We start from the raw sequence: 25782 nt of genomic DNA, 5'->3' as shown, positions 1-25782 counted from the left end.
CATTTCCACCAGTTCCAGCAGCTCTTCGTCGTCAACCTGGTCAACTTTGTTCATGAACACGACCATCTTCGGGATGCCAACCTGGCGGCCCAGCAGGATGTGCTCGCGGGTTTGCGGCATCGGGCCGTCTGCTGCGTTCACAACCAGGATCGCGCCGTCCATCTGAGCGGCACCGGTGATCATGTTCTTGACGTAGTCAGCGTGGCCGGGGCAGTCGACATGCGCATAGTGGCGCGCGTCGGTCTCGTATTCCACGTGCGCGGTCGAGATGGTGATGCCGCGGGCTTTCTCTTCCGGCGCGCCGTCAATCTGGTCATACGCCTTGAAGTCACCGAAATACTTGGTGATTGCTGCGGTCAGCGTCGTCTTGCCGTGGTCAACATGCCCAATCGTGCCGATGTTGACGTGCGGCTTATTACGCTCAAACTTTTCCTTTGCCATTCCTCAGGCGCCCTTTTGCGATTTGGGGGACCCTTGGTCCCGGGTTACTATCTGCGCGCGCGAGATATTTGGTTCAAAGGGGAAAATCAAGCACATCCTGAGGGAAATGCGCTTATCCCGCCGGATTTTGCGTAACCTCGGTGGAATCGAGGGGCTGGATCAGGGCTGGCCGTTTTTCGAACCAACCATTCTCTTCATGTTCTTCAGCCAGCCACTCTTCGACCCGGTCGGCAACTTTCAATGACAGACCCGCCATCTGTTCCTCTTTGGAACGCTCATGCCCCGACCCTTTCAGCGCACTGCCTCCGGTCGTGTCTTCCAGCACCTGGAACTGCTTTCCCTTGGCCAGAAACTTTTCTTTCTTCACGTCATAGACATTGACCAGCACAATCGCGGTGCTTTTGGGATTGTAGATGATCGGGATTCCCGGAGGCGCCAGCATGTAGCCTTCCAGGCTGATCCCGATGTCATATTCCTGCGTTCCTTCATAACGGCCCAGGCGAATATCGACCGCATTCTGGATGGCCTTCGTCCATTCGTCGGGCGTTGCATCGCGCGACACTGGCCCTTGCACGGCCTTGTCTGCGAAGGCGTAGTTGACCCGCAGCTTGAATTCCCCCAGCGACTCGGGCGGTTCATAAACCTGTGTCTGCGTGCAAGCGCCCAGCAGGGCCAGTCCGGTGATCAGCGTCAGAATGCGCAACATGTCTCGTCTCGATAGGCCTGTTTTTCTTTGGTCTAGCGCACCGATACGGGTTGTGCCAAGCCGTATCGGTGGATTTATACCGCAACCGGGGCCGGATCACGAAAACTTATAGTCCTTCGGGAAACCATAGGGCGGCTTTTTCCCCACGCTGGCGCGCTTGGACAGCCATTGGGACATATCTGCCTCATGCCGGGTCTTGTCGCCCCCCATGGACCATTTCAGGCCCTCCTCCCAGTTGAAGGTGGTGATGTCTGACAGACCGCCATCCAGTTCCAGCGTCCCCTGCCGCCCGCGTGCCATATTGTATTTTTGCAGACGCACACCCTTGCCGCGGGTCATTTCGGGCAATTCCTCGGTCGGGAAGACAAGGAACTTGCCGTTCTGCGACACGATTGCAACGTGGTCGCCCTCGACCGGTTTGCAGATCACTGCTGTTTCGTCGTCCTTGACGTTCAGCACCTGCTTGCCGTTTCGCGTCTGGGCCAGCACGTCATCTTCGGGCACCATGAACCCGTTGCCCGCATCCGAGGCCACCAGCAGCTTGCGCCCTGGTTTGTGAATCAGGATATCGATGATCCGTGCTTCGTTCGGCAGGTCGACCATGAGGCGCAGGGGTTCACCCATACCCCGCCCGCCGGGCAGGTTGGCCGCGCTGACAGTGTAGAACCGCCCGTTCGAAGCGAAGACCAGCAACCGGTCGGTCGTTTCCGCATGGAAGATAAAGCGCGGCCCGTCGCCATCCTTGAACTTCAATTCACGGGTCAGGTCGATATGACCGGTCATGGCGCGAATCCAGCCCATCTGAGAACAGACGACCGTGATCGGTTCGCGGTCGATCATCGCCTCAAGCGGTACCTCTTCGACCTCGCCCGCTTCGGCGAACCGCGTGCGGCGCGCGCCGCCTTCGTAATCTTTGCCGAAGGTCTTTTTCGTCTCTTTCAACTGCTCGGCAATCCTGGCCCATTGCAGGCCTTCGTCGGCCAGCAGGTCTTCGAGGTTGGCACGTTCCAGCATCAACTCATCGCGTTCGCGGACCAGCTCCATCTCTTCCAGACGACGCAGGCTGCGTAGGCGCATGTTGAGGATCGCGTCAACCTGAACCTCAGACAACTCGCCCTCACCCGGTCTGGGTGAGACATAGTCGGCCTCGCTGGTGGCGCGGATATGGTCAATCCCCCAATCCTCGCGCATCAGCGCGGCTTTGGGGTCGTCGTCATAGCGGATGATGTCAATCACACGGTCGAGGTTCAGGAAGGCGACGATAAAGCCTTCGAGCACTTCCAGCCTGTGGTCGATCTTGGCCATGCGGTGGCGCGAGCGGCGGATCAGCACCTCTTGTCGGTGATCCAGGAAGGCGCGCAGCACTTCCTTCATTGAGCAGACCTTGGGCGTCACGCCGTCGATCAGCACGTTCATGTTCAGGCTGAACCGCACCTCAAGGTCCGAGTTGCGATAGAGCATGCCCATCAGCACCTCGGGGTCCACGTTCTTCGAGCGCGGTTCGAGGATCAGGCGGATATCGTCGGCGGATTCATCGCGTACATCGGCGAGGATCGGGATTTTCCTGGTCTGGATCAGCTCGGCGATCTTCTCGATCAGCTTGGACTTCTGAACCTGATAGGGAATCTCGGTGACGATGATCTGCCACTGACCGCGCCCCAGATCCTCGACCTCGTACTTGCAGCGCAAACGGAACGAACCGCGTCCGGTGCGATAGGCTTGCGCGATATTCTCGGGCGGCTCGACAATCACACCTCCGGTCGGGAAGTCAGGGCCCGGCACGTAGTTCAGCAACGTGTCATCGCGCGCGTCCGGTGTCTTGATCAGGTGCAGACATGCATCGCAGAGTTCCGAGATGTTGTGCGGTGGGATATTCGTCGCCATCCCCACCGCGATACCACTTGCGCCATTGGCCAGCAGATTCGGGAACTGTGCGGGCAGCACGACCGGTTCGGTCAGCGTGCCATCATAGTTGTCGCGGAAATCAACGGCGTCTTCGTTCAACCCTTCCAGCAGCGCTTCGGCCACGATGGTCATCCGCGCCTCGGTATAGCGCGAGGCTGCCGGGTTATCGCCGTCGATATTGCCAAAGTTCCCCTGCCCGTCGACCAGCGGATAGCGGACGTTGAAATCCTGTGCCAGACGCGCCATCGCGTCATAGATCGCGGCGTCGCCATGCGGGTGATAGTTGCCCATCACGTCGCCGGAAATCTTGGCAGACTTCCGGAAACCTCCGGTTGCACTGAGTCGCAACTCTCTCATCGCATAGAGGATTCGGCGGTGAACCGGCTTCAACCCGTCCCGTGCATCGGGCAGCGCCCGGTGCATGATGGTGGACAGCGCATAAGTCAGGTACCGCTCACCAATCGCACGGCGCAGCGGTTCCGCCACCTCGCCCCCACCTGTGGGGGCCTGCATGTTGGGGTCATCGATCGTATCGTTCATATATGATGTGATACGACGCAAGTGCGCCTTGGTAAAGCGAGCAGCACATAAATTGCTGGGGAAAAGTCGTGCTTTTTGCAACAGGGGGAGACACCGTGTTGTTTTCCCCCATTTTTCGACTCGTCCCCCGAAATATGCTAAGATCTCATCAATTGATTTGCTGCCATTTGTTGATGTTACGATTGCTTTGGGGGATGCGCCATGACGCGCCTGATACTTGTTACCTTTGCCGCGCTCGGCTGGACCTTTTACGTGATGAGCGGTGGCCCTGATTTTGAACCGCGCGGCGTGCGCCCTGCCAAACCGGGACGCGTGGCCGTAGTGGCAGAACCGGTTGCCCCGGTCGTTGAGCCTGCACCTGTCGAAGATTTGGTCACCCGTGCCGCAGTCAAACCCGCTCTGGTGGTTCCACCTGTTGCCGAGGCGGTAACCCAATTGGGTGAGACCGAAACAAAGGCCCTCCTCTCGCAGGTCGCGGCTGGCCTGAAAGCCAATCCCTCGCTGTTTCAAGACGAAAGCGTGACCCTGACCCTGGCATCACTGGAACAGGGTGTGACCGCACTGGAGCAGGTGGTCACCGACGCCGAGTTGCCCACAGTCGAACTGCCCACGCCTGCCGAGGCCCAGACCGACATCCGCGAGATTTCGGGCACCCGGGTCAATCTGCGCGATGGCCCCGGCACGATCTATCCCATCATCGGCAAGGCCGCGCTTGGCCAAAGGGTCGAGGTCCTGAGCGATTCCGGCACCGGCTGGCTGCGCCTGCGCGTGTTGCCCGCGCAACAGGTTGGGTGGATTTCAGCATCACTTGTCCGGAAAACATCAAACTGACGCCCGGACGTCATTGCCCTGCTGCAAACCCCGCCCTAGCTTTTGGCGGGGTTCAGCTTCGGAAGGCACATGCAGAAATCGATTCTTATTACGGGATGCTCGTCGGGCATTGGGCTGGACGCAGCACACGGAATGCGTGCGCGAGGCTGGCGTGTGTTTGCATCCTGCCGACAGCAGCGCGACTGTGACCGCCTGCGCGCGCAAGGGTTTGAAAGCCCCAGAATCGACTATACCGAACCCGACAGCATTTCCTCGGGATTGTCATATGTACTTGAGGCAACGGGCGGAACACTGGGCGCGCTGTTCAACAACGGCGCGCACGGGCTGCCCGGTGCGGTTGAAGACGTCCCGACAGACGCTCTGCGTCATATCTTTGAAACCAATGTCTTTGGATGGCACGAACTGACCCGACAGGTTATTCCCGTCATGCGGGAACAGGGTCACGGCCGGATCGTGCAATGTTCCTCGGTACTTGGTCTTGTCGCATTCCCCTGGCGCGGCGCATATGTCGCCACAAAATACGCCATCGAAGGACTGACCGACACCTTGCGGCTGGAGCTGCGGGATACAGACATTCAGGTCGTTTTGATCGAGCCCGGCCCGATCACCTCAAAGCTCAGGGAAAAGGCAATCCCGGTGTTCGAAAAATACATCGACTGGGAGAACTCGGCCCTGCGGGAAAAATACGAAGGTTCGCTGCTGAAGCGACTATACGAAAACAGTGCGCCCGACCGGTTCGAACTGCCCGCCTCTGCTGTCACCGACAAGCTGGCCCATGCGGTCGAGGCGCGCCGCCCCAAACCACGCTACTATGTGACCACCCCGACATATGTCGCAGGGGTTCTGCGCCGGATTCTGCCCACAAAAGCCACGGATCGCATCCTTTCGGATATCTGAGACGTTATTTCCCGTTCGCTTTTCGTCACCTTGACGCTAGATGGGGATAATCGAAAAAACCGGACGGTGACTTTAAATGGACCCTTTAATGGTCATTCTGCTTCTGGCCATGGCGGCGGTTGTCGTTGTGTTAGCCCTGGGAATCGCGAATTTCGGCAAAAGCGGCATGGAAGCAGCTAAGAAAAGCAACAAGATGATGCGCCTGCGTATCCTCTTTCAGTTCATCGCCGTTATTTTGATCGTGCTATACGTCTATCTACGCGGGCAAGGGGTGCAGTAATGGTTGTGCTCAACAAAATCTACACGCGCACCGGCGACGACGGCAAAACCGCTCTGGGCAATGGCGAGCGTGTGGCAAAGTATTCGGGCCGCGTTGCCGCCTACGGAACAGTGGACGAGCTGAACTCTTTTGTTGGCGTGGCCCGCACCGAGGCCGAAGGCGAAGTCGATGCCGCCTTGTCGCGGATTCAGAACGACCTGTTTGATCTTGGCGCTGATTTCTGCCGCCCTGAAATGGAGAAGGATGCCGAAGCGGACTATCCACCGCTGCGAATCGTATCCGCTCAGATCGACCGGCTGGAAGCCGAAATTGACATCATGAACGAAACACTGGAACCGCTGCGCAGCTTCATCCTGCCGGGCGGTTCGCGGCTGGCCGCGCATTTGCACGTGTGCCGCACCGTATCGCGTCGCGCCGAGCGGTTGGCGGTCGAGTTGACGAATATGGAACCGGTTAACGATGTGGCCGTCAAATACCTCAACCGGCTAAGTGACTGGTTTTTCGTCGCGGCCCGGTGCGCAAATAACGATGGCAAGGACGACGTGCTGTGGGTTCCCGGCGCAAACCGCTGAATATTTCACTGAAAACAGGCCCAGTTCGGGCAACAATCTTGCGTGCCTCAAGGTAAAAAACTGCAAAACGCGACGTCCCGACGCGACGACGTGACGATTTTGCTCTGTTTTGCGGGTGCAGCAGACGTTATCAAGTCCGACGAGAGCATTGGTGGAGTCGCCTTCGCGGCTTGCCGTTTTTTTGAGGAGAAAGCGCTACAATGAAGGTACTGGTACCTGTCAAACGCGTGATTGACTACAATGTGAAGGTCCGCGTGAAAGCGGACGGTAGCGGTGTTGATCTCGCCAATGTCAAAATGTCGATGAACCCGTTCGACGAGATTGCGGTTGAAGAGGCCATTCGCCTGAAAGAGGCTGGCAAGGCAGACGAAGTTGTTGCCGTTTCGATTGGTGTGAAGCAGGCGCAAGAGACGCTGCGGACCGCGCTGGCCATGGGTGCCGACCGCGCGATCCTTGTTGTTGCGACGGATGATGTGCACACCGATATCGAGCCGCTGGCAGTTGCCAAGATCCTGGCCAAGGTGGTCGAGGAAGAGCAGCCCGGCATCGTTCTGGCGGGCAAGCAGGCGATCGACAACGACATGAACGCCACCGGTCAGATGCTGTCGGCCCTGTTGGGCTGGTCGCAGGGCACCTTTGCCTCGGAACTGGATATCGAAGGCGACAGTGCCAAGATCACCCGCGAGGTGGATGGCGGGTTGCAGACCATCAGCGTCAAGATGCCGACCATCGTGACCGTTGACCTGCGCCTGAACGAGCCGCGCTACGCGTCGCTGCCCAACATTATGAAGGCGAAGAAAAAGCCGCTGGATGAGAAAACCGCCGCCGATTACGGCGTCGACGTCACGCCGCGCCTGGAAATCGTCAAGACCGAAGAACCGCCGGCACGTGCCGCAGGTATCATCGTTGGCTCGGTGGATGAGCTGGTTTCGAAACTCAAAGAAGTGGGGGCTGTGTAATGGCTGTACTTCTGCTTGCCGAAGTCAACAATGGCGAACTGGCGCTGGACGCCACTGCCAAGGCAGTAAACGCTGCCAAGGTGCTGGGTGACGTGACCGTTCTGGCCGCAGGTGGCTCGGCCGCCGCTGCCGGCGAGGCTGCCGCTAAGATCGACGGCGTGTCCAAGGTGCTGGTTGCCGAAGACGCATCGCTGGGTCATCGCCTGGCGGAATCGACCGCCGCGCTGATCGTGGGTCTGGCCGATGGGTACGAGCATATCGTGGCCCCCGCGACCACCGACGCCAAGAACGTAATGCCGCGCGTCGCAGCCCTGCTGGACGTGATGGTGATCTCGGATGCCTCGGGCGTGGTCGATGGCTCGACGTTTGAGCGCCCGATCTATGCGGGCAACGCGATCCAGACCGTGAAGTCGAACGACGCCAAGAAGGTCGTCACCATCCGCACAGCGTCCTTCGACGCGGCGGGGACCGGCGGCTCGGCTGCGGTCGAGACCGTCTCGGTCGGCGACAATCCCGGCCTTTCGTCGTGGGTCGAAGACAAGGTGGCCGCAAGTGACCGTCCGGAACTGACCTCGGCTGGCGTTGTTGTCTCGGGCGGCCGTGGTGTCGGCTCGGAAGAAGACTTCAAGCTGATTGAAGCTCTGGCTGACAAGCTGGGTGCTGCGGTTGGCGCGTCGCGCGCCGCTGTGGACTCGGGCTATGCCCCGAACGACTGGCAAGTGGGTCAGACCGGCAAGGTTGTTGCCCCCGATCTTTATGTCGCCGTCGGCATCTCGGGCGCAATCCAGCACCTTGCGGGCATGAAGGATTCAAAGGTCATCGTTGCGATCAACAAGGACGAAGAAGCGCCGATCTTCCAGGTCGCCGACTTCGGACTGGTTGCCGACCTGTTCCAGGCGGTCCCGGAACTGACCGAAAAGCTCGGCTGACCACAGCCCGGGATCTGAGCCCCTCAACCACCAAAGGCCCGCCACCAAGCGGGCCTTTTTCAATTCAATCCCCTCAAAGCCACCTCAAGCTTCAAAGCAATCTCCCTATGCGCTGAAGGGCCAAGCATATGCTCGGCCACAGGCTGTTGCAGCGTCCCGAACAACACGTCCTCGATCTCGTCTGACAAGGAGGACACTCTGACCGAGCATTCCACGACACTGGCACATTGCGGTCGAACCTGTTCGATCATGTCAGCGTCGGGCAGGACAAGGTCGCGATGCCGGTCCTCCTGTCGCTGTATATGCAGCCAGAGAAGAACAACCTCCGGCTTGATCCGGCGTATCAGCTCGGATGTGTTGCGCAACCAAGTCTCTCGCAACTCCTGTGCCACAACCTCAAAGCGCGCGTCCTTTGTGGCCCGCAACCGTTCCAGCAAATGCCTGACAAAGTGGATTTCCGTGAAATCGACCTCGGGATAAAGATCCAGCAGATCGCGCGAAGGTTCAAGAAACCGATCATTCCGACGCGGATGCACGCGATAGAACCTGTTCGACTGGCAGGGCACGTCCAGCACTTGCAGCACACAACGGTCCGATCCGTTGACAAGGTTTAATACCCCCGGGTCGGCAAGCAACGCGTCAGCCCCGCAAAAAAGGTTACCAAAATTGATACAAGGTTTCGGCAACCTTTTTGCAAGCAATGCCGGGTACGGATATTCCACGAACCGGCCAAACGTCTCTTCTCCACCCAGGCAGGCCACATAAGGCGTATCAAGATTTCCGGGCGGCGACCGAAACCACAGATTTGATCCTGCATATTGGCACGCGGCCTCTGTGCCGTTGCTTACACGATGAAAGCTCATATTAAGCCCCCCAAATTTTTCACCCAATTGCCAATTTGCCGCCTTAGGTATTGAGAATCTCCTAATGCGCGCATTTGAAGCAAAATTGACCGGTTCGATCCCCTTGCCGCCCGCCCCGGTCTGCCGATACTGTCCCGGTATCCTCCAGGGCAAAGGCAGCTGAACATGGAAGTTAAATCGGTCGGGGTGATTGGCGCGGGTCAGATGGGCAACGGCATTGCCCATGTTCTGGCTTTGGCGGAATACGATGTCTTGCTGAATGATGTCAGTCAGGATGCGTTGAACAGCGCAATGGCCACGATCGAAGGCAACATGGCGCGTCAGGCATCACGTGGCAAGATCACTGACGATGCGATGCAGGCGGCCCTGAAGCGTATTACAACCACCCTTGAATTGCCGCAGCTGGGACAGACCGATCTGGTGATCGAGGCCGCGACCGAGCGGGAAACGGTCAAACAGGCCATTTTCGAAGATCTGCAACCGCACCTCCTGCCGCATACGATCCTGACGTCGAATACGTCGTCCATTTCCATCACGCGTTTGGCCAGCCGTACGGACCGGCCTGAACGTTTCATGGGTTTTCACTTCATGAACCCGGTTCCGATCATGCAACTGGTGGAACTGATCCGCGGTATCGCAACGGATGAGGAAACCTTCAAAGCCTGCAAGGCGGTCGTGGACCGGTTGGGCAAAACAGCTGCCAGCGCCGAAGATTTCCCGGCTTTCATCGTTAACCGTATCCTGATGCCGATGATCAACGAAGCCGTTTATACGCTGTATGAAGGTGTCGGAAGCGTCCAATCCATTGATCAATCGATGAAGCTGGGCGCGAATCATCCAATGGGGCCGCTGGAACTGGCGGATTTCATCGGGCTGGACACATGTCTTGCCATCATGAACGTCTTGCATGATGGTCTGGCTGATACCAAGTATCGTCCCTGCCCGCTTTTGACCAAATACGTAGAGGCCGGATGGCTGGGGCGCAAGACGCAGCGCGGTTTCTATGACTATCGCGGCGAGGTGCCGGTTCCGACACGTTAAGTAAACCGCCCGTGCCCGGTACGGTATCGGTTAGATGAAAACACGGGTCAGGACTTGCCTGACTTGCCCAGCGACAATGTATGGTTTCTGAGCCAGGTCATGAAACCACGCGGGTCTTTCTCCAACTGTTCCATGTCCTGATCCGAGATCGGATCGCCAATGACCGGCGATTGCGGTTTTTTGCACGAGCGGACGATTTCATGCAGCAACAAGCCTTGCCGCAGGATCGGCGACAGCTTGTTGGCGATCTGGTACCAGCGCGAGTTGCTGCCGGGAAAGAAAATCGGCACCACACGCGCGCCTGAACGGCGGATCATTTTTGCGGTGAACACATTCCACTCGCGCTCGACCGCAGGGCCAAACCAGTCATCCGAAGACATGACGACACCGGACGGGAACAGCGCCACGACACCGCCGTCTTTCAGATGGTCCATCGCCTTGCCACGCATTTCCAGCATCTTGGCCTGCGCCTCGGGGTCATGCGGAAACGGAACCGGGATCATGAAAGACGTCGCGGCCTCATCAAGACCCGTCAGGACCGAGCGGGTCAGAATGCGATAATCACTGCGGACCCGCCCGATCAACTCGGCCAGAATCATACCGTCCACCATCCCGTGAGGGTGGTTGGCAACGACAACCACGGGGCCGGTTTTTGGGATACGGGCGATCTGTTCTTGCGGTGTGGTCAGGTCAATCCCCATTACCTCAAGCGCGCCACCCCAGAACCGCTGCCCCCGGTAAAGTTCGTTCTTTTTCTCGAATTTATTAACCATCCGCAGAATGGTCAGCTTGCCCGTACACCATTCGATTGCGCGAATGGCCGTCGAAGTCCAGGCATCGTCGAAAGAGTTCGCATAGGTCAGAGTTCTACGATCGTAGATCTCGCCCTGATCTGCGGTCCCATCCACCACCGGGCTTGTCTTGGTCTCGTGCGTCGTTTCCGCCAATTCCTGGCCTTCCCGTTCTTTCTGTCCTGGCGAGGGCGGCTTAGAACCCCTCTCCGAACTTGTCGTTCACAAGCGCTTCCAGAGCTTCTGCCAATGCTTCAGCATCCGGTCCGGAGGTCTCGACGTCAATAGTTGTTCCGCGTGATGCTGCCAACATCAAAAGGCCCATAATACTGTCGCCTGACGCAGAAATCCCGTCCTTCGACACCTCGGCATGCGCATCGAAACCTTCCACAACCTCAACCAGCTTCGCCGAAGCGCGGGCATGCAGACCTTTTTCATTTATTATTTTCAGGCTTCGGGTGGTCATATTCATCAATCCGGTTTTAGTCCAATGTCACATTTTGCGCATTGATGTATTTCCGTCCAGCTTCCATTGCCTGACGGACAGCATCACCAACGGGTAAGTGGCGGCTTTTGGCCAATTTAATGAGCATTGGCAGGTTTGCCCCATACAATATCCGCCGATCCTGAGGGGCGCAGGCCCGCAGGCTGAGATTTGAAGGGCTGCCGCCGAACAGGTCGGTTACAACGACAACACCGTCGCCCATATCCACTGCGTCAGCCGCACGACAGATTTCCGCCTGTTTTTCATCCCTGTCGTGGTCAGGTTCGATCGCAATGGCCACAAGGCCGGGCTGCGGCCCGACCACATGCTGTGTGGCGGCCAGGTATTCCTGGGCCAAACCGCCATGCGCAACGATCACAATTCCGATCAATCCGACCTCACATTCAACGACCGACGTTCCATCTCGCGATGCCTAATTGCCACCTGCTGCCCATCCTCTGCAAGGGCCTTTGCAACGGCTTCTGCCATTGCGACGGATCTGTGTTGCCCACCCGTGCATCCGAAAGCCACCGACAGATGTGCTTTTCCTTCGGCCCGAAAGGCCGGCAGCAACAAGGTAAGCAAATCCATCACCCGTCCAAGAAAGGGTTCGTAATTCTTATCCGATTGGACATAGCGCGCAACGTCCGAGTGTCGCCCATCCGCCGCCCGCAACTCGGGGCGCCAATAGGGGTTCGCCAGAAACCGGCAATCAAAGACCATGTCCAGCCCACGCGGAAGGCCCCGCTTGTACGAAAACGACTCGATTGAAACTGCCAGATGTCGCCCCCCCTGGGGCGCAAACCAGTTTTCAACTTCTTCCCGTAACTGGTGCACGTTCAGTTGGCTTGTATCGATCAGGGTATCTGCAATCTCGCGTATGGGGGCCAGCAGCTCTTTTTCACGCTGAACACCGGTCTCAGGGCTGGCATTCTTGGCAACAGGGTGCCGCCTGCGGGTTTCCGAAAACCGGCGCACCAATACGTCATCACTGCAATCCAGATACAAAACGGTCAAATCCACCCGCGCCATGCGGCCCAGGCTTTCGGCCAGTTCGATAAACCCAATTGTCGAGAAATCGCGATTGCGGGCGTCAATGCCAAGCGCCATTGGGCGGTCGCTGTCCGCGCTGTCCAGCAGGCGCAGCAGCAGGCCCATCGGCAGATTGTCGATGGCCTCAAAACCCAGGTCTTCCAGTACATGAATGGCTGTGGATCTTCCGGCCCCTGATGGGCCTGTTACCAGCACGATCCGCCGTTGCTCTGTCATTTGTTCGGCCATTCCGGGTGTACACGCCCATTCTTCAGAAGCTGCATCAACGCTGCGGCCAAGTTGGGCACGCCCGCCCCGCGAAGCAAGGGAACAGCTTGCCCCAGCAGCACGATTGTCGCCTCGGCAGGTAACCTCTGTGGCTCATTTTGATCCAGATCCACAACATAGTCCAAGGAGACCGGTCCGAATACATCCGCTTTGATCAAACCAATGTGACGGGCCTCGATCAAACCCTGTATCTGCGGCACGGCGGCGGCAATGACCTGATGGTCCCGCCTTGACAGGTCGACCCGATCATCCGCGACCAGACCCGCCCCATAGGCCATCATCTGCAGTGCTAGAGCCGATTTTCCCGCGCCCGAAGCGCCGACAATCAAAAGCCCGCGCCCGGCCACTGTTACGCATGAAGCGTGAACACAAGCGCTGTCCCGGTCTTTGGCGTCTGACAGAGAACCTGCTTGCATGAGTTAAACAGGTAACCCCACTACAAAGCGTGCCCCTAGCGGGTCTGATGTAATATCCGCTTCGGTCGGGCGGATATTCTCAGCCCAGATTACACCGCCATGGGCTTCGACAATCTGTTTCGAGATGGCCAGACCAAGCCCCGAATTGTTGCCGAAATGCTCTGCCGGGCGTTGCGAATAGAAACGCTTGAACACTTTGGTCAAGGCCTGTTCCGGGATACCCGGCCCGGTGTCTTCGACCACGACAAGAACACGGTTGTCTCGCTGACGTACCCAGACGCGGATGGCATCACTTTCTTCACAGAAGGAAATGGCATTGGTGATCAGATTGACGAACACCTGCGCCAGCCGTGCCTCAAGCCCGTTGATGACAATCGGTTCGGATGGCAGATCGGTGATATAGTCGATCCCCTTGGACCGCGCGTCCTCTCCCAGATATTGACCGATATTGCCAATCAGCTTGAGCAGATCAAAGGGTTGTTCTTCTTCCTTAACCAGTTCCGCATCAAGACGTGACGCGTTCGAGATGTCGCTGACCAGCCGGTCCAGGCGCCGAACGTCATGTTCGATTACACCCAGCAGCTTGTCGCGCTGATCATCGCGCTTGACCATACGAAGTGTGCCAACAGCAGATTGCAGGCTGGCCAGGGGGTTCTTGATTTCATGGGCGACATCAGCGGCGAACTGTTCGTTTGCGTCAATCCGATTATACAGAGCAGTCACCATGCCCCGCAGAGCGCGGCTGAGGCGACCGATTTCATCCGGACGGGCGCTAAGATCAGGTATGCGAATGCGCCCCGGATTGACCCCTGTGCCCCGATCCTTACCCATTTCGGCCGCTGCGGCCAGGTCCGCCAATGGGTTGGCGATGGTCGAAGCCAGCACAAGGCTCAGGCCCACCGAAACCAGCAAAGCCACCACGAACATTTGCAGAATGCGCTCCTGCTCGCGGCGGGCCAGTGCGTCGATCTCACCGGCGGGGCCTGTGATGGCAACTGCTCCGGCAGGGGTATCCTCGTAAAGGATCGGCGCAGCCGCAACAATAACGGTCTCACCTGCGGCGTCCTGAACTGCCTGAACCTGCCTACGGCCTGCAAGCGCCTGCGGGATAATTCCCTGTACCCTCTGCGCCAGCGTCGGCGCCTCGACCTCGGTCGACCAGTTGAGCAGGTTCGACACACCGATCCACACCGCGTTCAGCGTGTCGCTGATCACTGTGCTGCCGGTTTGCAGCTCGGAATTGGTTTGCAGAAGAACCGGCATGGCCGATGCCTGGGGGGCGCCACGTGTCCAGCCAATCAGGGTGCCACTGGCGTCATAAACAAAGACTTCCCCGCCTTCAGGAAGTGTCAATCCAGACAGCGTATCTCTGACGTCGAGGTTACCGGCATCCTGCGCCTTGTGCGCCGCACCCTGCCGCAGTTGGGTTTCAAAGACGTTGCTGACCAGCTGCGCATCGCCAAGCAGATTGCGCGCCGTTTGCTGAACCGTCTCTTTCCGCGAATCGTCCAGATACAGCAACCCCGTAACCAGGATCACCAGTGCGATCAGGTTAAAGGTGATGATCTTGCGCGCCAAAGGCGAGCCTCGCAGAGAAAACAGGTTTCTCTGGGACCGCTTTTCCCTCAGTTCCGCTGACTCGGAATCGTCGGGAATGACCCAGTCATCCCCTAGAACGACGTCACCGTCACGTAGTTCGCTGGCTGCTTCGGTGTCGCGCACGAGAGCCCATTACCCCTTGTTGGCGTCGCGCCTATTCTTCGTTGTACCGATAACCGATACCATAAAGGGTTTCGATCGCCGAAAACTCGGGATCAGCCGCGCGCATCTTCTTGCGCAGACGCTTGATGTGGCTGTCGATCGTCCGGTCATCCACATAAACCTGATCATCATAGGCCACATCCATCAGCTGATCGCGGCTTTTGACGAAACCCGGACGCTGGGCCAGTGCCTGAAGAAGCAGAAATTCGGTCACGGTCAGGGATACATCATTCCCTTTCCAGCTGACCGCATGGCGCAGCGGGTCCATCCGCAAGTCGCCGCGTTCCATAACCTTTGTGTCGTTGCTATTGGCCGTAATCGCGTCGCCGCTTGTTGCCTCTTGCCGGCGCAGCAGGGCGCGGATGCGCTCAACCAGCAACCGTTGCGAAAAGGGCTTTTTTACATAGTCATCCGCGCCCATGCGCAGACCCAGAACCTCGTCGATTTCATCATCTTTCGAGGTCAGAAAGATCACCGGCATCTGCGTTTTCTGACGCAGCCGCTGCAGCAGATCCATGCCATCCATTCGCGGCATCTTTATATCGAGTACGGCCATATCAGGCAGCTTTTTGTTGAACGCATCCAACGCGGCCTGGCCATCATTATAAGTTTCAACCTCGAAACCTTCGGCTTCGAGTGTCATGGATACAGACGTCAGAATGTTTCTATCGTCATCCACAAGTGCAATCTTTGACATCGGGCTCACCCCTATTCCTGCTCACTCGCGCAATAATTCGCTTATTTGTAAGGCATTGTTGGCGGTTTTAAGACGCCGAATCAATCCGTAACTGCGAATCGTGCCTTTGTTGCGGCAGGTCTGCGGCAAATTTGCCTTTTTGGCCGCAAAAATATGCCCGGTTCTCGGTCATTGAAATTGTGATGGCGCTAAACCCGAACTTGGTTGCGCTAACTGCGTCAAACCCGCCTGTTCATGTCCTGAACGACCGTGGTAAGACGCGCCCAACCGCCGGTTTTCCCGGTACACTGCCCCAAAGGCGCCTCAGGCCCAAAGCCCCGCGCCGCCACAGGAGAAGACACACATGACATCTGGACGGGTTAACCCGCAATTCCGCCTCGAGGATCAGGGCATCGAGGGTCTGGGCAATGTCTATTATAACTTCATGGAACCGGCGCTGATCGAAGAAGCGCTGAAGCGCGGCGAAGGTACACTTGGAAATGGCGGTGCCTTTCTGGTCACCACTGGCAAGTTCACCGGTCGCTCGCCCAAGGACAAGCATGTCGTCAAAACCAGCAGCGTGGCTGACACTATCTGGTGGGAAAACAATGCCGAGATGAGCTCCGAGGGATTTGACGCCCTCTACCAAGACATGCTGGCCCATATGAAAGGCCGCGACTATTTCGTGCAGGACCTCGTCGGTGGTGCCGACCCGACCTACGCGATTAACGTGCGCATGGTGACCGAGCTTGCCTGGCACAACCTGTTCATCCGTCACCTGCTGCGCCGCCCCGACCGCGAAGATCTGGATGATTTCACGGCTGACTTCACCATCATCAACTGCCCCAGCTTCAAGGCTGACCCGGCCAAGCATAACTGCCGCAGCGAAACAGTGATCGCATTGAACTTCGACCGCAAGCTGATCCTGATCGGCGGCACCGAATATGCGGGCGAGAACAAAAAATCCGTATTCACCCTACTGAACTACATGCTGCCAGAAAAAGGCGTGATGCCGATGCACTGCTCGGCCAATCATGCAGTCGGCAACGCGGTCGACACCGCCGTTTTCTTTGGCTTGTCCGGCACTGGCAAGACAACCCTGTCCGCCGATCCTTCGCGCACGCTGATCGGAGATGACGAGCACGGCTGGTCGGATCGGGGCACCTTCAACTTCGAAGGCGGCTGCTATGCCAAGACCATAAACCTGAACGCCGAGGCCGAACCGGAGATTTACGCGACCACCTCGAAATTCGGCACCGTGATCGAAAACATGGTCTTTGACCCCGAGACCAAGGAACTGGATTTCGACGACGACTCGCTGACAGCGAACATGCGTTGCGCCTATCCGCTTGAATATATCTCGAACGCCTCGAAAAGCGCGCTGGGTGGTCATCCGAAGAACATCATCATGCTGACCTGCGATGCCTTTGGGGTTCTACCGCCGATCGCGCGGCTGACGCCTGCACAGGCAATGTATCACTTCCTGTCGGGCTTCACTTCAAAGGTAGCCGGGACCGAGCGTGGCGTAACCGAACCGCAACCCACCTTCTCAACCTGCTTCGGCGCACCGTTCATGCCGCGCCGCCCGGAAGTCTACGGCAACCTGCTGCGTGACAAGATCGCCCAGCATGGCGCGACCTGCTGGCTGGTCAACACAGGCTGGACCGGTGGCGCCTATGGTGTCGGCAGCCGGATGCCGATCAAGGCCACCCGTGCCCTGCTGACCGCAGCGCTGGATGGTTCGCTGCGCGACGCCGAGTTCCGCAAGGACGCCAATTTCGGCTTTGACGTTCCCGTCTCTGTTCCGGGCGTCCCCGAAGTTCTGCTTGACCCGCGTCGGACCTGGGATGATCAGGCCGCTTTCGACAAGCAGGCCGAGAAACTGGTGCAGATGTTTGCCGAGAACTTCGAGCAGTATCTGCCATTCATTGATGACGACATCAAAGCCGTCGCAATCGGATAAACGAAAAAAGGGGCCGCTGGGCCCCTTTCTTTTTGCCGATCCGCAGCTCCTTTAGCCGCCCACTAAATACTCATCTTATAGTTGTATGTCTTTAAATGCACATACAAGTGCGTTGTTTCAAAGTGCGATCTGCGCTAGGCATATTTACTGTTGAGACGAAAAAGCCCGGCACATTCGCGCCGGGCACTGACTGAAAGGACTTTGTGGAAGCTCATATGCGCACACTCACAACGCTGAATTGAGCAACCTAATCAGGCTTCTAGTCTAAGTAAACGGGGATGAGTGTCAACATGGGACTGGCTGATTGGTATTGCGATCAGCGTGGTTCAAATGGTCGCGGACAGGCCGCAGTTGGCACAGAAAACTACAGGTAACACCATGACGGAAATCTCGAAACTCACCGAACTACGCAAACTGATGCAAAGCATGGAGCGGACGCTTGGGCTGGAAAAACTATCTCCGGTTGAGCGCGACATCTACTACGCCGCGGAAGAGCTTTCAAAATCCACTCAAGAAGTGCGTACGTTCGGTTTGATCGAGCATACTTTGGTTCAAAGCATTTCGCGCCCAACTTTTTTCCGCGCGCTGAAATCGCTGGTTGAAAAAGGCTATCTTTCGCAAAGCGGCAGCGCCAATCGCGGGCGGTACATCGTTCATGCCCCCAGATGATGCGCCCCGTGCGCGCACGATGCGGTAATTGCGATGCGCGGCTGGGCGACTGACACCCTTGCGGCTTCACTGGCTTACGTGCTTGCGTCGATACTGACCTTCGCTGTGCTGATGCCAATGCAGAACGTGTTTTTTCCGGAATACCCAAGCCGGGCGAGCCTGCTGTTTTTGCCGCATGGCGTCCGGGTTCTGTCGGCCTGGCTGCTGGGGTGGCGCGCAGTATTTGCATTGCTGCCGGGTGTGTTCATCGTCTTTGCCTATCTGGCGGGAACGGATGTTTTCCTGCCCACCCGCCTGCTGGCAATTGCTGTCGCAGTCCTGACGGTACCTGCGGTTTTCTATCTGCTCAAGGCTGTCGGATGGGACCTGTTCCCCAACCCGAACCGCAAACCCTGCTGGATTTGCGTTATGGGCGTGGGCATAGCCACATCCTTTCTGGTCTCTGGCCTGACCAATCTGGTCTTTGGCAGTGCAACGGTTGAGTACATCGCGTTCCTGATCGGCGACATTTCGGGCCTGTTCTTTCTGATGCTGGGTCTGTATTTCGCGTTCCGGTTTGCAGACAGGCGACCGGACTAGAGCTTCAGCCCATCAGGCCACGCCGCAGCAGGTTCAAGCCCGCCAACAGCAAAACGAACAGCGTGGCCTTGCGAAAGCTGGCCTGATCGATGCGATCCTGCAGTTTCAATCCGACCCACATCCCTAGCATGGCAGGAACGATCAGGATTACTGAAAACGGAACCGTTTGCACGCGCAGAAAACCGGACCAGACATGCGCGGCCAGCAGCATGACCGCCCCCAATCCATAGATGACACCCTGAATTCGGATCTGCTCTTTCTTCGGGGTATTCAAGGCCGTCAGATATGCAACTGTGGGGGGACCCCAAATGCCCGACATGCCACCCACGAACCCGGCGACACCGCCAACAACGGCCTCAACACCGGTTGATGGATGATTTAGCACCAGCCTGACGCCCAGAACCTGCACAAGGGCGAAGAAGGACACGAACGCGCCGATCAGCAGCAGGAAGACCGAGCCGGGCACCAGCGTGACCAGCTGTGCGCTCAGCACCAGAAAAATACCGCCAACCACCAGGAACACCCGAAACCGGCGAATAGAGCTGAGTGCGGCGCTGGCGCCCCCGCGAAAAGCCTGAACGCCATTGGTGACAAGGGTCGGCAGAATAAGCCCTGCCAGGGTCAGATCCGGTGGCAGAAACGAATTCAGGCCAGATACAAACACCATGGGCATGGCAAATCCAACCATGCCCTTGACCCATCCGGCGGCAAAGGCGACGGCGATGGCAAGTAACAGCTCTTGCGGCGACAGAAGGGAAAACAGGTCCATGCCTTCTAGATATCATCTGGATTTTCTTCTGCATTGCAAAAATGATAAGGTAATTTTTGAACTTTCTAGCAGCAAATTGAGTATTTTTGTTGCGCTGCACGTGCAGCATGATATGACCAGACGACCGAGGAAAGGACGCGATTCATGGCCCATGACGGACAGGATATGACCCAAATGACAACTGATGCAGTTTTGCCCGATCTTCTGGATTTAACGCGGGCCGCCGTGCCTGCTGTGGACGCCGTTTTTGAAAAAGCCCGCGCATCCGTGCGTGGCATGGTGACTGCTGAGGGCCGGGTTTCTGGCGCATTGATCGAAGCAAATCAGACCGCCGCGCATGGTCTGGCCTGGCTGGCGACATATTCGCAGTCGCTGCAACAGATGCAGCGCTGGGCAGAAGCGCTGCAAGCCGATGGTAAATTTGGCGAGATCGAGCAGTTGCTGCACCAGATAGCCTTTGGCGAATATCTGCATCAGGTCGCGGGCGGTATTCCGATGAACCAGGGCGAGGTGGTGCGTCTTCAGGATATGGGTCTTGGCTGGGACGCGCTGTCGGGCTTTCAATCGACCGAAGTACAGACCCTGATGGCACGGGCCAATTCTCAGGCCGCACGTAGCCGTCTGGTTGCGCTGATGCAGGATCAGGCCGGAGCTACGATGTTCGGCGCGTCCGGTCTGGATGAAGAGCTTGAGATGATCCGGGACCAGTTCCGCCGCTACGCGCAGGAAAAGGTCGAACCAAACGCGCATGACTGGCACCTGAAGGATGAACTGATTCCGCTGGAAATCATTGAAGAACTGGCGGAAATGGGCGTTTTTGGTCTGACCATCCCCGAGGAGTTCGGTGGGTTTGGCCTGTCCAAAGCGTCGATGTGCGTGGTGTCCGAGGAACTGTCGCGTGGCTATATCGGCGTGGGTTCGCTGGGTACCCGATCCGAGATTGCGGCCGAGTTGATCATCGCGGGCGGCACCGACGCGCAAAAGGCACAGTGGTTGCCAAAGATCGCCAGTGCCGAGATCCTGCCGACCGCCGTTTTCACGGAACCTAACACCGGTTCAGACCTTGGCAGCCTGCGCACGCGCGCGGTCAAGGATGAGAATGGCGATTACAAGATCACCGGCAACAAGACCTGGATCACCCACGCCGCGCGAACCCATGTGATGACCCTGCTGGCGCGGACCAACCCCGACAGCACCGACCACCGCGGCCTGTCCATGTTCCTGGCGGAAAAGACACCGGGCACAGACGAGAACCTCTTCCCAACCCCCGGCATGACCGGTGGCGAGATCGAGGTTCTGGGCTATCGCGGTATGAAGGAATACGAGCTGGGTTTTGACGGCTTCCACGTCAAGGGTGAGAACCTGCTGGGCGGAGAAGAAGGCAAAGGTTTCAAACAGTTGATGGAAACCTTCGAAAGTGCGCGCATCCAGACTGCCGCCCGCGCCATCGGCGTCGCACAGTGTGCGCTGGACATCGCCATGCAATATGCGATCGACCGCAAGCAGTTCGGAAAATCCCTGATCAACTTCCCGCGCGTGTCTGGCAAACTGGCGATGATGGCGGTCGAAATCATGATCGCGCGTCAGCTGACCTATTTCAGCGCATGGGAAAAAGATCACGGCCAGCGCTGTGACCTTGAGGCCGGTATGGCCAAGCTGCTTGGTGCGCGTGTGGCCTGGGCTGCGGCGGATAACGGGTTGCAGATTCATGGCGGTAACGGCTTCGCGCTGGAATACAAGATCAGCCGCGTTCTGTGTGACGCGCGTATTCTTAACATTTTCGAAGGGGCTGCCGAAATTCAGGCACAGGTCATCGCACGACGTCTGCTCGGGTGACCCATTCCGGCAGTCCTGTTTCCCCGACTGGCCCGGCGCTTGCGCCGGGTCTTTTTCCTGTTTTGTACAATCTGTACGCGGTCCGAACCGTGCAGAGTACGTTTTGTACAAAACATACCATCGCCCCTCGCGGCCCGCGTAACGGTCATATCTGACCTGCGTGTTTCAAAACTTCCCCCTTTGATCCCGCCCTTTTCACCGGTACAGCATCAACCGGACACGAGGCGTCGAAATTAACTTTTGGAATACCGCATGACCCGACCTTTCCTTGCCATTTGGGCCGTTCTTGCGGCTCTTGCTCTGGCGGCTTGCACCACGTCTCAGCCGACGGTGAGCCGGAGTGATGTGGACGCGCTGGCGCAGTCGATCCAGGCGCTTGGGCCCAATGTCGATCCGACCGAGGCACAGCAAGCGGCCACGATTGCCTATGCCTATTCGCAGCAGCTGAAGCAGGACTGGAACGTCACCGACCCGGCGATCATCCACAATGCCAAGGTCATCAACGGGTTCCGCGAAAAGGGTCTGTGCAATGACTGGGCCGAAGCGATGACCAAACGCTTGCGGCAGGAAAATTTCCGGACGCTGGACCTGAACTGGGCCACGTCGCCTCCGACCCCGTTTCGCATCATCCACCATTCGGCATCGATCAGCGCCAAGGGGGACACGATGTATGACGGTATCATCCTCGACCCCTGGCGCAACAGCGGTGCCTTGTTCTGGGCGCCGGTGCGCGAGGATACGCGATACAACTGGGCACCCCGGCTGGAAGTGCGCGAGCGGCTTCTGAACGGGTCATTGCCCTACTGACCCGGTTTCGCCGATAGGGCTGATACGCTAGAACCCTGCCATGACACGCCTGATCCTGACCCTGCCTTTGATGGCCCTGTTTCAATGCGACAGGGATGAATCCGTTGCCGCTTATGGCGCGGCAGACCGGACATGGGCGTTGCAGGAGATCGACGGACAGCCCTTTGCCGCCAGCGCCTTGCTACGGTTCCCAGAAGAGGGCAGGATCACCGGAAATGCCCCCTGCAATAGTTATGACGGCACGCTGAACGCGCCCTACCCGTGGTTCGAAATTCAGGACCTGAGAGCAACGCGGGCCGCCTGCGCCGGGCTTGAGGCCGAAGGGGTCTATTTCGCCGCCCTTTTGGCCATGACCCAATCCGAAGTGTCGGGCGATGTGCTGATCCTGCGCAATGAGGACGGGCACGAGATGGTGTTCACAGCCGCCGAGTGACCTGATCCACAAACCGCGCGCGCGCCTCGGGCAGTGGGTTATGCCCCAGCGCAGGGGCGACGCGGTGGTTCAGGAAATACCCGGTTGTGCGCAAAGCCTGCGCAATCTCGGCATCCGGCGCGGTGCCTTCGCCCCGCAGGCAGGGCGGCAGCGGCAACAGCTTGTCTGCCCATTCCCCCGCCCCTTTGATACTGACAGCGCGCCCGGTCTTGGGCGACACATAGACCAGCCCCTCAGTCGTGCCGGTCGCGGCGCAGGCGGTCAGATCAAGGCCAAAGCCAAGCTCGTCCAGCAACGCCAGTTCCCATCGCAGGTAGGCCAGCGGCCAGATCTCATCCTGTCCCAACAGGTCCATCAACCGCTCGGTCCGGGTATAGAGCGCCGGATGCGCCTCTCGTTCGGGCAGGCAGAAGGACAAAAGCGACACGACGGCGTTCAGCCCGGACAGGGCCAGCCGCCCGGAAAACGCCGCCGCCGCGCGCGAGCGCAGAGGTTCGACCTGAAAGGTGCCGATATGTTCCTCCAGCCGCGCACGCCACAGCAAATCCAGCTGCGCGCCGGGTTGCAGGATCGGTGCGATCTTGCGGCTGGTCCCGCCCCGCACCACACCGGCATGACGCCCGTGGGATTCGGTAAAGACCTCGATAATCGCCGAGGTTTCGCCATGGCGTCGAGAGGTCAGTAGGATGCCGTGATCGCGCCAGTCCAATTCGGGGTCCTGTCGGTGAATAAGTTGTGGTGTTCCCAGAAGATCGTGAAGGGGTCCGTTCTGCAATGGTTTTACACATCAAACGCGGAAAGATACGTGAATCGCTTGGTCCGACGGGAGGGGGCTGGGCATCTATGCGGACAAAGCCGCCTTCTGAGTCGATAACATCTAGGGCGGCTTCCGCTGTCGCTCAGACGTGACCAATCGCCAAGTCTGTCGGTTCGCTAGCAACATCAATTGGTCCTAGGTCAATAAAGAACGTCGGGACACCCAAGAAACTGAAGAGACGCAACCGGCACGCAAGTCTATCGCTTGTGGGGTCACCATCACATCGCATTGCCTTGAAGCCGACGAAGTGCAAACACTCATCGGGCTTGTCTTCTTGGACCGCTCTACAGAAATCCACGGGGTCACCTTCGTCTCGACAGATGAACGCGCTTACCGCCGCCGACCTGAAAGCTGGGTTAAAGCGCAAGATATACTCCGAGTAAGCGATCTTGACGGCTACTCTTGCGAACCGTCTGTGCGAAATGAATAGGTCGTCAGTTGTGTATCTGGATACCTCTGCACCTGCGTTGGTGAGGACCGTAACCGCCAGTTCTTTGGAAGCTGGCCTTTCCTCTTTCGGATTTAGTCCGACTGGGATACCGGCGTAGTAGGGAGTCAAAAGAAGCGGAAGCGCATGGGCCACCGGCACCAAAATTTCGCAACCCTCGTCATCGTATATCTTTGCGTCACCAGTCCAATCGCCAGTCTTTTTTGCCTTTCGAGTAGGTGCACCTAGAAGTTCGCGCGGTTTCCTCCAAAGGTATCGCAGCACATACTGCTCTTGCGGCTGAATGAGCGTTTGGCAGTGCTTACAACTCGCACCAACAAGCACCCCGTTGCCCCAAATCGAATACGGAAGCGTGTGTTCATTAGTAAGTTCTTGGGCGGACGAGCAGTATATGCACTCGCCGATATCATAGCGCAATGGTGCAGTTTGTTTGAGCTTCCAAGACGTTGCTTGCGCTTCGTTCCTTTTGTCGCCGCCAGTTGTTGCTCTAAACCGTATTCGCATACGCGAAACCAAACACGTGCCAGCCTATGAAGCAAGTAAGCGGAACTGCCATCACCGAAAATCGACCGTACCGGCAACAGCAACGGAGCGAACCGCAACTCCGCCCCTGTCATGCGGTGGCCTTTGTGTGATAAGGGGCCGGTATGGCCTCAAAACCGACTTTCACCCGGCCCGCTACTCCAGCCCCTCTTCACCCAGCAGGTGCCGGCCTTGCCGGTCTTCGACCTCAATCACCCAGAGGTCGGGGTCAAAGCTGCGCTGGCGCTGGATGGCGTGATCCACGTCGCCCTCGGGGCCGGAGGACAGTTCGACCCATGTGCGTTCGCCGCTCATCAGATCAAAGCTGCGCTGAAAGGCGGTGGCCTGCCCGTCGAGCGTGTTGAGCTTGACCAGAACCGCGCCCGCGGTGTCGTCGCCATGGGCCACGACAAAGGCGGGGATTTCCTGAAACCGGAGCCGCGCCAGATAGGCGTGAACCCAGAAATCGGCGGTCAGGCGGGTCATGCGTTGCCGTCTTTGAAATCCAGACCCATTTCCGAATAGCGCTCGGATTCCTCAAGCCAGTTGGGCCGGACTTTCACTTGCAGGAACAGGTGGATCTTGCGGTCGAGGAACTCTTCCAGTTCCGCCCGCGCGGCCTGACTGACGGCCTTGATCGTCTCGCCCTTCTTGCCCAGAACGATGCCCTTGTGGCCGTCGCGCATGACATAGATGACCTGATCGATTCTGGCCGAGCCGTCCTTGCGTTCTTCCCAGTTTTCGGTCTCGACCGTCAGTTGGTAGGGCAGTTCCTGATGCAGGCGCAGGGTCAGCTTCTCGCGCGTCATTTCAGCCGCGATCATGCGCAGGGGCAGATCGGCGATCTGGTCTTCGGGGTAAAGCCACGGCCCCTCGGGCAATTCGCCCGCCAGCCATTTGCGCAGGTCGTCGACGCCGTGGCCTTTTTCGGCCGAGATCATGAAGGTTTCGGCGAAGGGGTAGCGCGCGTTCAGGTCGCTGGTCAGGGCCAGCAGTTTCTCGGACGGCACCTTGTCGATCTTGTTGATGGCCAGCGCGATGGTGCGGCCCTGCCCGATCTCGGCCAGCCCTTCGAGGATGCGTTCGACCCCTTCGGTGATGCCGCGATGCGCCTCGACCATCAGCACGACGATATCGGCATCGGCGGCCCCGCCCCAGGCGGCGGCGACCATGGCACGGTCCAGACGGCGGCGCGGTTTGAACAGACCCGGCGTGTCCACAAAGACCAGTTGCGCATCGCCTTCCATCGCAACGCCGCGGATACGGGCGCGGGTGGTCTGCACCTTATGGGTCACGATCGAGACCTTTGCCCCGACCATGCGGTTCAGGAGGGTGGATTTGCCTGCGTTGGGCTCTCCGATCAGGGCGATAAATCCGGCGCGTGTGGTCATGTGTCTGGCAATCCTGTCTGCAACTGCGCCCCCCTATAGCAGAAAGGGGCGGCGGGCCAGAGGGATTTGTCGCATTGCGGCCCTGCGTTTGCGGTGGCAGGACAGGTGCAGGTGCCCAGCCAGTTCCAGCCCGGCC

The 25782-nt window shown here is 58.3% G+C and carries 28 protein-coding genes; 13 read left to right on the top strand and 15 right to left on the bottom strand.

Annotated features, from left to right (window positions below; translation table 11 throughout):
- From ACR0AP_RS14830 to ACR0AP_RS14820, 3 genes are all read right to left on the bottom strand, one after another.
- On the bottom strand, positions 1 to 441 hold a 441-nt coding region (locus tag ACR0AP_RS14830), incomplete at its 3' end, for a GTP-binding protein (RefSeq protein WP_480507432.1).
- Positions 442 to 553: 112 nt separating this feature from the next.
- Positions 554 to 1147, bottom strand: coding sequence for a hypothetical protein (locus tag ACR0AP_RS14825; RefSeq protein ID WP_480507430.1), 594 nt, complete (start codon positions 1145 to 1147; stop codon positions 554 to 556).
- A gap of 96 nt (positions 1148 to 1243) precedes the next feature.
- Entirely contained in the window at positions 1244 to 3592 is a 2349-nt protein-coding gene (locus tag ACR0AP_RS14820; RefSeq protein ID WP_480507428.1) for a DNA topoisomerase IV subunit A, read from the bottom strand.
- A gap of 201 nt (positions 3593 to 3793) precedes the next feature.
- Here ACR0AP_RS14820 and ACR0AP_RS14815 point away from each other — a divergent pair, with 201 nt between their 5' ends.
- The 6 genes from ACR0AP_RS14815 to ACR0AP_RS14790 all read left to right on the top strand — a co-directional run bounded on the left by ACR0AP_RS14815 (position 3794) and on the right by ACR0AP_RS14790 (position 8060).
- On the top strand, positions 3794 to 4423 hold the full coding sequence (locus ACR0AP_RS14815) for an SH3 domain-containing protein (protein WP_480483740.1): 630 nt from the start codon (positions 3794 to 3796) through the stop codon (positions 4421 to 4423).
- Positions 4424 to 4492: 69 nt separating this feature from the next.
- Positions 4493 to 5320: an SDR family NAD(P)-dependent oxidoreductase gene (locus tag ACR0AP_RS14810; protein WP_480507426.1), complete on the top strand. Its 828-nt coding sequence runs from the start codon at positions 4493 to 4495 to the stop codon at positions 5318 to 5320.
- Positions 5321 to 5396: 76 nt separating this feature from the next.
- Entirely contained in the window at positions 5397 to 5600 is a 204-nt protein-coding gene (locus tag ACR0AP_RS14805) for a twin transmembrane helix small protein (RefSeq protein ID WP_209506337.1), read from the top strand.
- Positions 5600 to 6172, top strand: coding sequence for a cob(I)yrinic acid a,c-diamide adenosyltransferase (locus ACR0AP_RS14800; protein WP_267364209.1), 573 nt, complete (start codon positions 5600 to 5602; stop codon positions 6170 to 6172). The genes ACR0AP_RS14805 and ACR0AP_RS14800 overlap by 1 nt, the downstream gene beginning before the upstream one ends.
- Before the next feature lie 200 nt (positions 6173 to 6372).
- A complete protein-coding gene (locus tag ACR0AP_RS14795; RefSeq protein WP_209506332.1) occupies positions 6373 to 7131 on the top strand; it encodes an electron transfer flavoprotein subunit beta/FixA family protein in 759 nt (252 codons plus the stop codon).
- On the top strand, positions 7131 to 8060 hold the full coding sequence (locus ACR0AP_RS14790) for an electron transfer flavoprotein subunit alpha/FixB family protein (protein ID WP_480494607.1): 930 nt from the start codon (positions 7131 to 7133) through the stop codon (positions 8058 to 8060). Before ACR0AP_RS14795 ends, ACR0AP_RS14790 begins: the two co-directional genes overlap by 1 nt.
- A 59-nt stretch (positions 8061 to 8119) precedes the next feature.
- Here the strand turns inward: ACR0AP_RS14790 and ACR0AP_RS14785 are convergent, their stop codons facing one another.
- Entirely contained in the window at positions 8120 to 8923 is an 804-nt protein-coding gene (locus ACR0AP_RS14785) for a DUF6473 family protein (RefSeq protein WP_480494609.1), read from the bottom strand.
- Positions 8924 to 9088: 165 nt separating this feature from the next.
- Here ACR0AP_RS14785 and ACR0AP_RS14780 point away from each other — a divergent pair, with 165 nt between their 5' ends.
- Entirely contained in the window at positions 9089 to 9964 is an 876-nt protein-coding gene (locus tag ACR0AP_RS14780; RefSeq protein WP_209506328.1) for a 3-hydroxybutyryl-CoA dehydrogenase, read from the top strand.
- 47 nt (positions 9965 to 10011) lie between these two features.
- Here ACR0AP_RS14780 and ACR0AP_RS14775 read toward each other — a convergent pair whose 3' ends face one another.
- The 7 genes from ACR0AP_RS14775 to ACR0AP_RS14745 are packed head-to-tail and all read right to left on the bottom strand — an operon-like array spanning position 10012 to position 15433.
- Positions 10012 to 10911, bottom strand: coding sequence for a lysophospholipid acyltransferase family protein (locus tag ACR0AP_RS14775; RefSeq protein WP_480507424.1), 900 nt, complete (start codon positions 10909 to 10911; stop codon positions 10012 to 10014).
- A gap of 40 nt (positions 10912 to 10951) precedes the next feature.
- On the bottom strand, positions 10952 to 11221 hold the full coding sequence (locus ACR0AP_RS14770) for an HPr family phosphocarrier protein (protein ID WP_209506323.1): 270 nt from the start codon (positions 11219 to 11221) through the stop codon (positions 10952 to 10954).
- A gap of 16 nt (positions 11222 to 11237) precedes the next feature.
- Positions 11238 to 11630 carry a PTS sugar transporter subunit IIA gene (locus tag ACR0AP_RS14765; protein ID WP_267364203.1) on the bottom strand — a complete coding sequence of 131 codons (393 nt, stop codon included), beginning with the start codon at positions 11628 to 11630 and terminating at the stop codon, positions 11238 to 11240.
- Positions 11627 to 12508 (bottom strand): RNase adapter RapZ, encoded by an 882-nt coding sequence (rapZ, locus tag ACR0AP_RS14760; protein ID WP_480507422.1) that lies wholly within the window; start codon positions 12506 to 12508, stop codon positions 11627 to 11629. The genes ACR0AP_RS14765 and rapZ overlap by 4 nt, the downstream gene beginning before the upstream one ends.
- Positions 12505 to 12975, bottom strand: coding sequence for an HPr kinase/phosphorylase (locus ACR0AP_RS14755; protein WP_480507420.1), 471 nt, complete (start codon positions 12973 to 12975; stop codon positions 12505 to 12507). The genes rapZ and ACR0AP_RS14755 overlap by 4 nt, the downstream gene beginning before the upstream one ends.
- Before the next feature lie 3 nt (positions 12976 to 12978).
- Positions 12979 to 14697, bottom strand: a complete 1719-nt coding sequence (locus ACR0AP_RS14750) for an ATP-binding protein (RefSeq protein WP_480507418.1) — start codon at positions 14695 to 14697, stop codon at positions 12979 to 12981.
- A gap of 31 nt (positions 14698 to 14728) precedes the next feature.
- Positions 14729 to 15433, bottom strand: coding sequence for a response regulator transcription factor (locus ACR0AP_RS14745; RefSeq protein ID WP_209506312.1), 705 nt, complete (start codon positions 15431 to 15433; stop codon positions 14729 to 14731).
- A gap of 343 nt (positions 15434 to 15776) precedes the next feature.
- Here ACR0AP_RS14745 and ACR0AP_RS14740 point away from each other — a divergent pair, with 343 nt between their 5' ends.
- From ACR0AP_RS14740 to ACR0AP_RS14730, 3 genes are all read left to right on the top strand, one after another.
- On the top strand, positions 15777 to 17375 hold the full coding sequence (locus ACR0AP_RS14740) for a phosphoenolpyruvate carboxykinase (RefSeq protein ID WP_480507416.1): 1599 nt from the start codon (positions 15777 to 15779) through the stop codon (positions 17373 to 17375).
- A 282-nt stretch (positions 17376 to 17657) separates the two neighbouring features.
- A complete protein-coding gene (locus tag ACR0AP_RS14735) occupies positions 17658 to 18044 on the top strand; it encodes a hypothetical protein (protein ID WP_348540404.1) in 387 nt (128 codons plus the stop codon).
- 33 nt (positions 18045 to 18077) lie between these two features.
- Entirely contained in the window at positions 18078 to 18623 is a 546-nt protein-coding gene (locus ACR0AP_RS14730) for a hypothetical protein (RefSeq protein WP_480507414.1), read from the top strand.
- A gap of 4 nt (positions 18624 to 18627) precedes the next feature.
- Here ACR0AP_RS14730 and ACR0AP_RS14725 read toward each other — a convergent pair whose 3' ends face one another.
- The gene (locus ACR0AP_RS14725) at positions 18628 to 19392 is read right to left on the bottom strand and encodes a sulfite exporter TauE/SafE family protein (protein ID WP_480507412.1); all 765 of its coding nucleotides are present in this window, start codon (positions 19390 to 19392) and stop codon (positions 18628 to 18630) included.
- Between the two features lie 144 nt (positions 19393 to 19536).
- On the opposite strand from ACR0AP_RS14725, the gene ACR0AP_RS14720 reads away from it, so the two are divergent.
- The 3 genes from ACR0AP_RS14720 to ACR0AP_RS14710 all read left to right on the top strand — a co-directional run bounded on the left by ACR0AP_RS14720 (position 19537) and on the right by ACR0AP_RS14710 (position 22468).
- Complete coding sequence (locus ACR0AP_RS14720) at positions 19537 to 21228, top strand: acyl-CoA dehydrogenase family protein (RefSeq protein ID WP_480507410.1); 1692 nt, start codon at positions 19537 to 19539, stop codon at positions 21226 to 21228.
- A gap of 252 nt (positions 21229 to 21480) precedes the next feature.
- Positions 21481 to 22035 carry a hypothetical protein gene (locus tag ACR0AP_RS14715; RefSeq protein WP_480494620.1) on the top strand — a complete coding sequence of 185 codons (555 nt, stop codon included), beginning with the start codon at positions 21481 to 21483 and terminating at the stop codon, positions 22033 to 22035.
- 40 nt (positions 22036 to 22075) lie between these two features.
- Positions 22076 to 22468 (top strand): META domain-containing protein, encoded by a 393-nt coding sequence (locus tag ACR0AP_RS14710; protein ID WP_480507408.1) that lies wholly within the window; start codon positions 22076 to 22078, stop codon positions 22466 to 22468.
- Here ACR0AP_RS14710 and recO read toward each other — a convergent pair.
- From recO to era, 3 genes are all read right to left on the bottom strand, one after another.
- A complete protein-coding gene (gene recO, locus ACR0AP_RS14705) occupies positions 22452 to 23177 on the bottom strand; it encodes a DNA repair protein RecO (RefSeq protein WP_480507406.1) in 726 nt (241 codons plus the stop codon). The genes ACR0AP_RS14710 and recO overlap by 17 nt on opposite strands.
- Positions 23178 to 24411: 1234 nt before the next feature.
- Positions 24412 to 24741 (bottom strand): DUF1491 family protein, encoded by a 330-nt coding sequence (locus tag ACR0AP_RS14700; protein WP_209598772.1) that lies wholly within the window; start codon positions 24739 to 24741, stop codon positions 24412 to 24414.
- The gene (era, locus tag ACR0AP_RS14695; protein ID WP_480473866.1) at positions 24738 to 25646 is read right to left on the bottom strand and encodes a GTPase Era; all 909 of its coding nucleotides are present in this window, start codon (positions 25644 to 25646) and stop codon (positions 24738 to 24740) included. Before era ends, ACR0AP_RS14700 begins: the two co-directional genes overlap by 4 nt.
- Positions 25647 to 25782: the final 136 nt, after the last annotated feature.

Source organism: Ruegeria sp. AF7 (genome assembly GCF_056541885.1).
Note: the sequence above shows the minus strand (reverse complement) of the source record. Positions and strands in the feature narration are given on the sequence as shown.

Coding starts and splice junctions, on each gene's coding strand:
- ACR0AP_RS14820 (WP_480507428.1), bottom strand. CDS start 3,592: ATGAACGATACGATCGATGACCCCAACATGCAGGCCCCCACAGGTGGG.
- ACR0AP_RS14745 (WP_209506312.1), bottom strand. CDS start 15,433: ATGTCAAAGATTGCACTTGTGGATGACGATAGAAACATTCTGACGTCT.
- ACR0AP_RS14770 (WP_209506323.1), bottom strand. CDS start 11,221: ATGACCACCCGAAGCCTGAAAATAATAAATGAAAAAGGTCTGCATGCC.
- ACR0AP_RS14725 (WP_480507412.1), bottom strand. CDS start 19,392: ATGGACCTGTTTTCCCTTCTGTCGCCGCAAGAGCTGTTACTTGCCATC.
- ACR0AP_RS14815 (WP_480483740.1), top strand. CDS start 3,794: ATGACGCGCCTGATACTTGTTACCTTTGCCGCGCTCGGCTGGACCTTT.
- ACR0AP_RS14715 (WP_480494620.1), top strand. CDS start 21,481: ATGACCCGACCTTTCCTTGCCATTTGGGCCGTTCTTGCGGCTCTTGCT.
- era (WP_480473866.1), bottom strand. CDS start 25,646: ATGACCACACGCGCCGGATTTATCGCCCTGATCGGAGAGCCCAACGCA.
- ACR0AP_RS14795 (WP_209506332.1), top strand. CDS start 6,373: ATGAAGGTACTGGTACCTGTCAAACGCGTGATTGACTACAATGTGAAG.
- ACR0AP_RS14805 (WP_209506337.1), top strand. CDS start 5,397: ATGGACCCTTTAATGGTCATTCTGCTTCTGGCCATGGCGGCGGTTGTC.
- ACR0AP_RS14810 (WP_480507426.1), top strand. CDS start 4,493: ATGCAGAAATCGATTCTTATTACGGGATGCTCGTCGGGCATTGGGCTG.
- rapZ (WP_480507422.1), bottom strand. CDS start 12,508: ATGACAGAGCAACGGCGGATCGTGCTGGTAACAGGCCCATCAGGGGCC.
- ACR0AP_RS14700 (WP_209598772.1), bottom strand. CDS start 24,741: ATGACCCGCCTGACCGCCGATTTCTGGGTTCACGCCTATCTGGCGCGG.
- ACR0AP_RS14755 (WP_480507420.1), bottom strand. CDS start 12,975: ATGCAAGCAGGTTCTCTGTCAGACGCCAAAGACCGGGACAGCGCTTGT.
- ACR0AP_RS14825 (WP_480507430.1), bottom strand. CDS start 1,147: ATGTTGCGCATTCTGACGCTGATCACCGGACTGGCCCTGCTGGGCGCT.
- ACR0AP_RS14730 (WP_480507414.1), top strand. CDS start 18,078: ATGCGCGGCTGGGCGACTGACACCCTTGCGGCTTCACTGGCTTACGTG.
- ACR0AP_RS14780 (WP_209506328.1), top strand. CDS start 9,089: ATGGAAGTTAAATCGGTCGGGGTGATTGGCGCGGGTCAGATGGGCAAC.
- ACR0AP_RS14800 (WP_267364209.1), top strand. CDS start 5,600: ATGGTTGTGCTCAACAAAATCTACACGCGCACCGGCGACGACGGCAAA.
- ACR0AP_RS14740 (WP_480507416.1), top strand. CDS start 15,777: ATGACATCTGGACGGGTTAACCCGCAATTCCGCCTCGAGGATCAGGGC.
- ACR0AP_RS14710 (WP_480507408.1), top strand. CDS start 22,076: ATGACACGCCTGATCCTGACCCTGCCTTTGATGGCCCTGTTTCAATGC.
- ACR0AP_RS14790 (WP_480494607.1), top strand. CDS start 7,131: ATGGCTGTACTTCTGCTTGCCGAAGTCAACAATGGCGAACTGGCGCTG.
- ACR0AP_RS14720 (WP_480507410.1), top strand. CDS start 19,537: ATGGCCCATGACGGACAGGATATGACCCAAATGACAACTGATGCAGTT.
- ACR0AP_RS14785 (WP_480494609.1), bottom strand. CDS start 8,923: ATGAGCTTTCATCGTGTAAGCAACGGCACAGAGGCCGCGTGCCAATAT.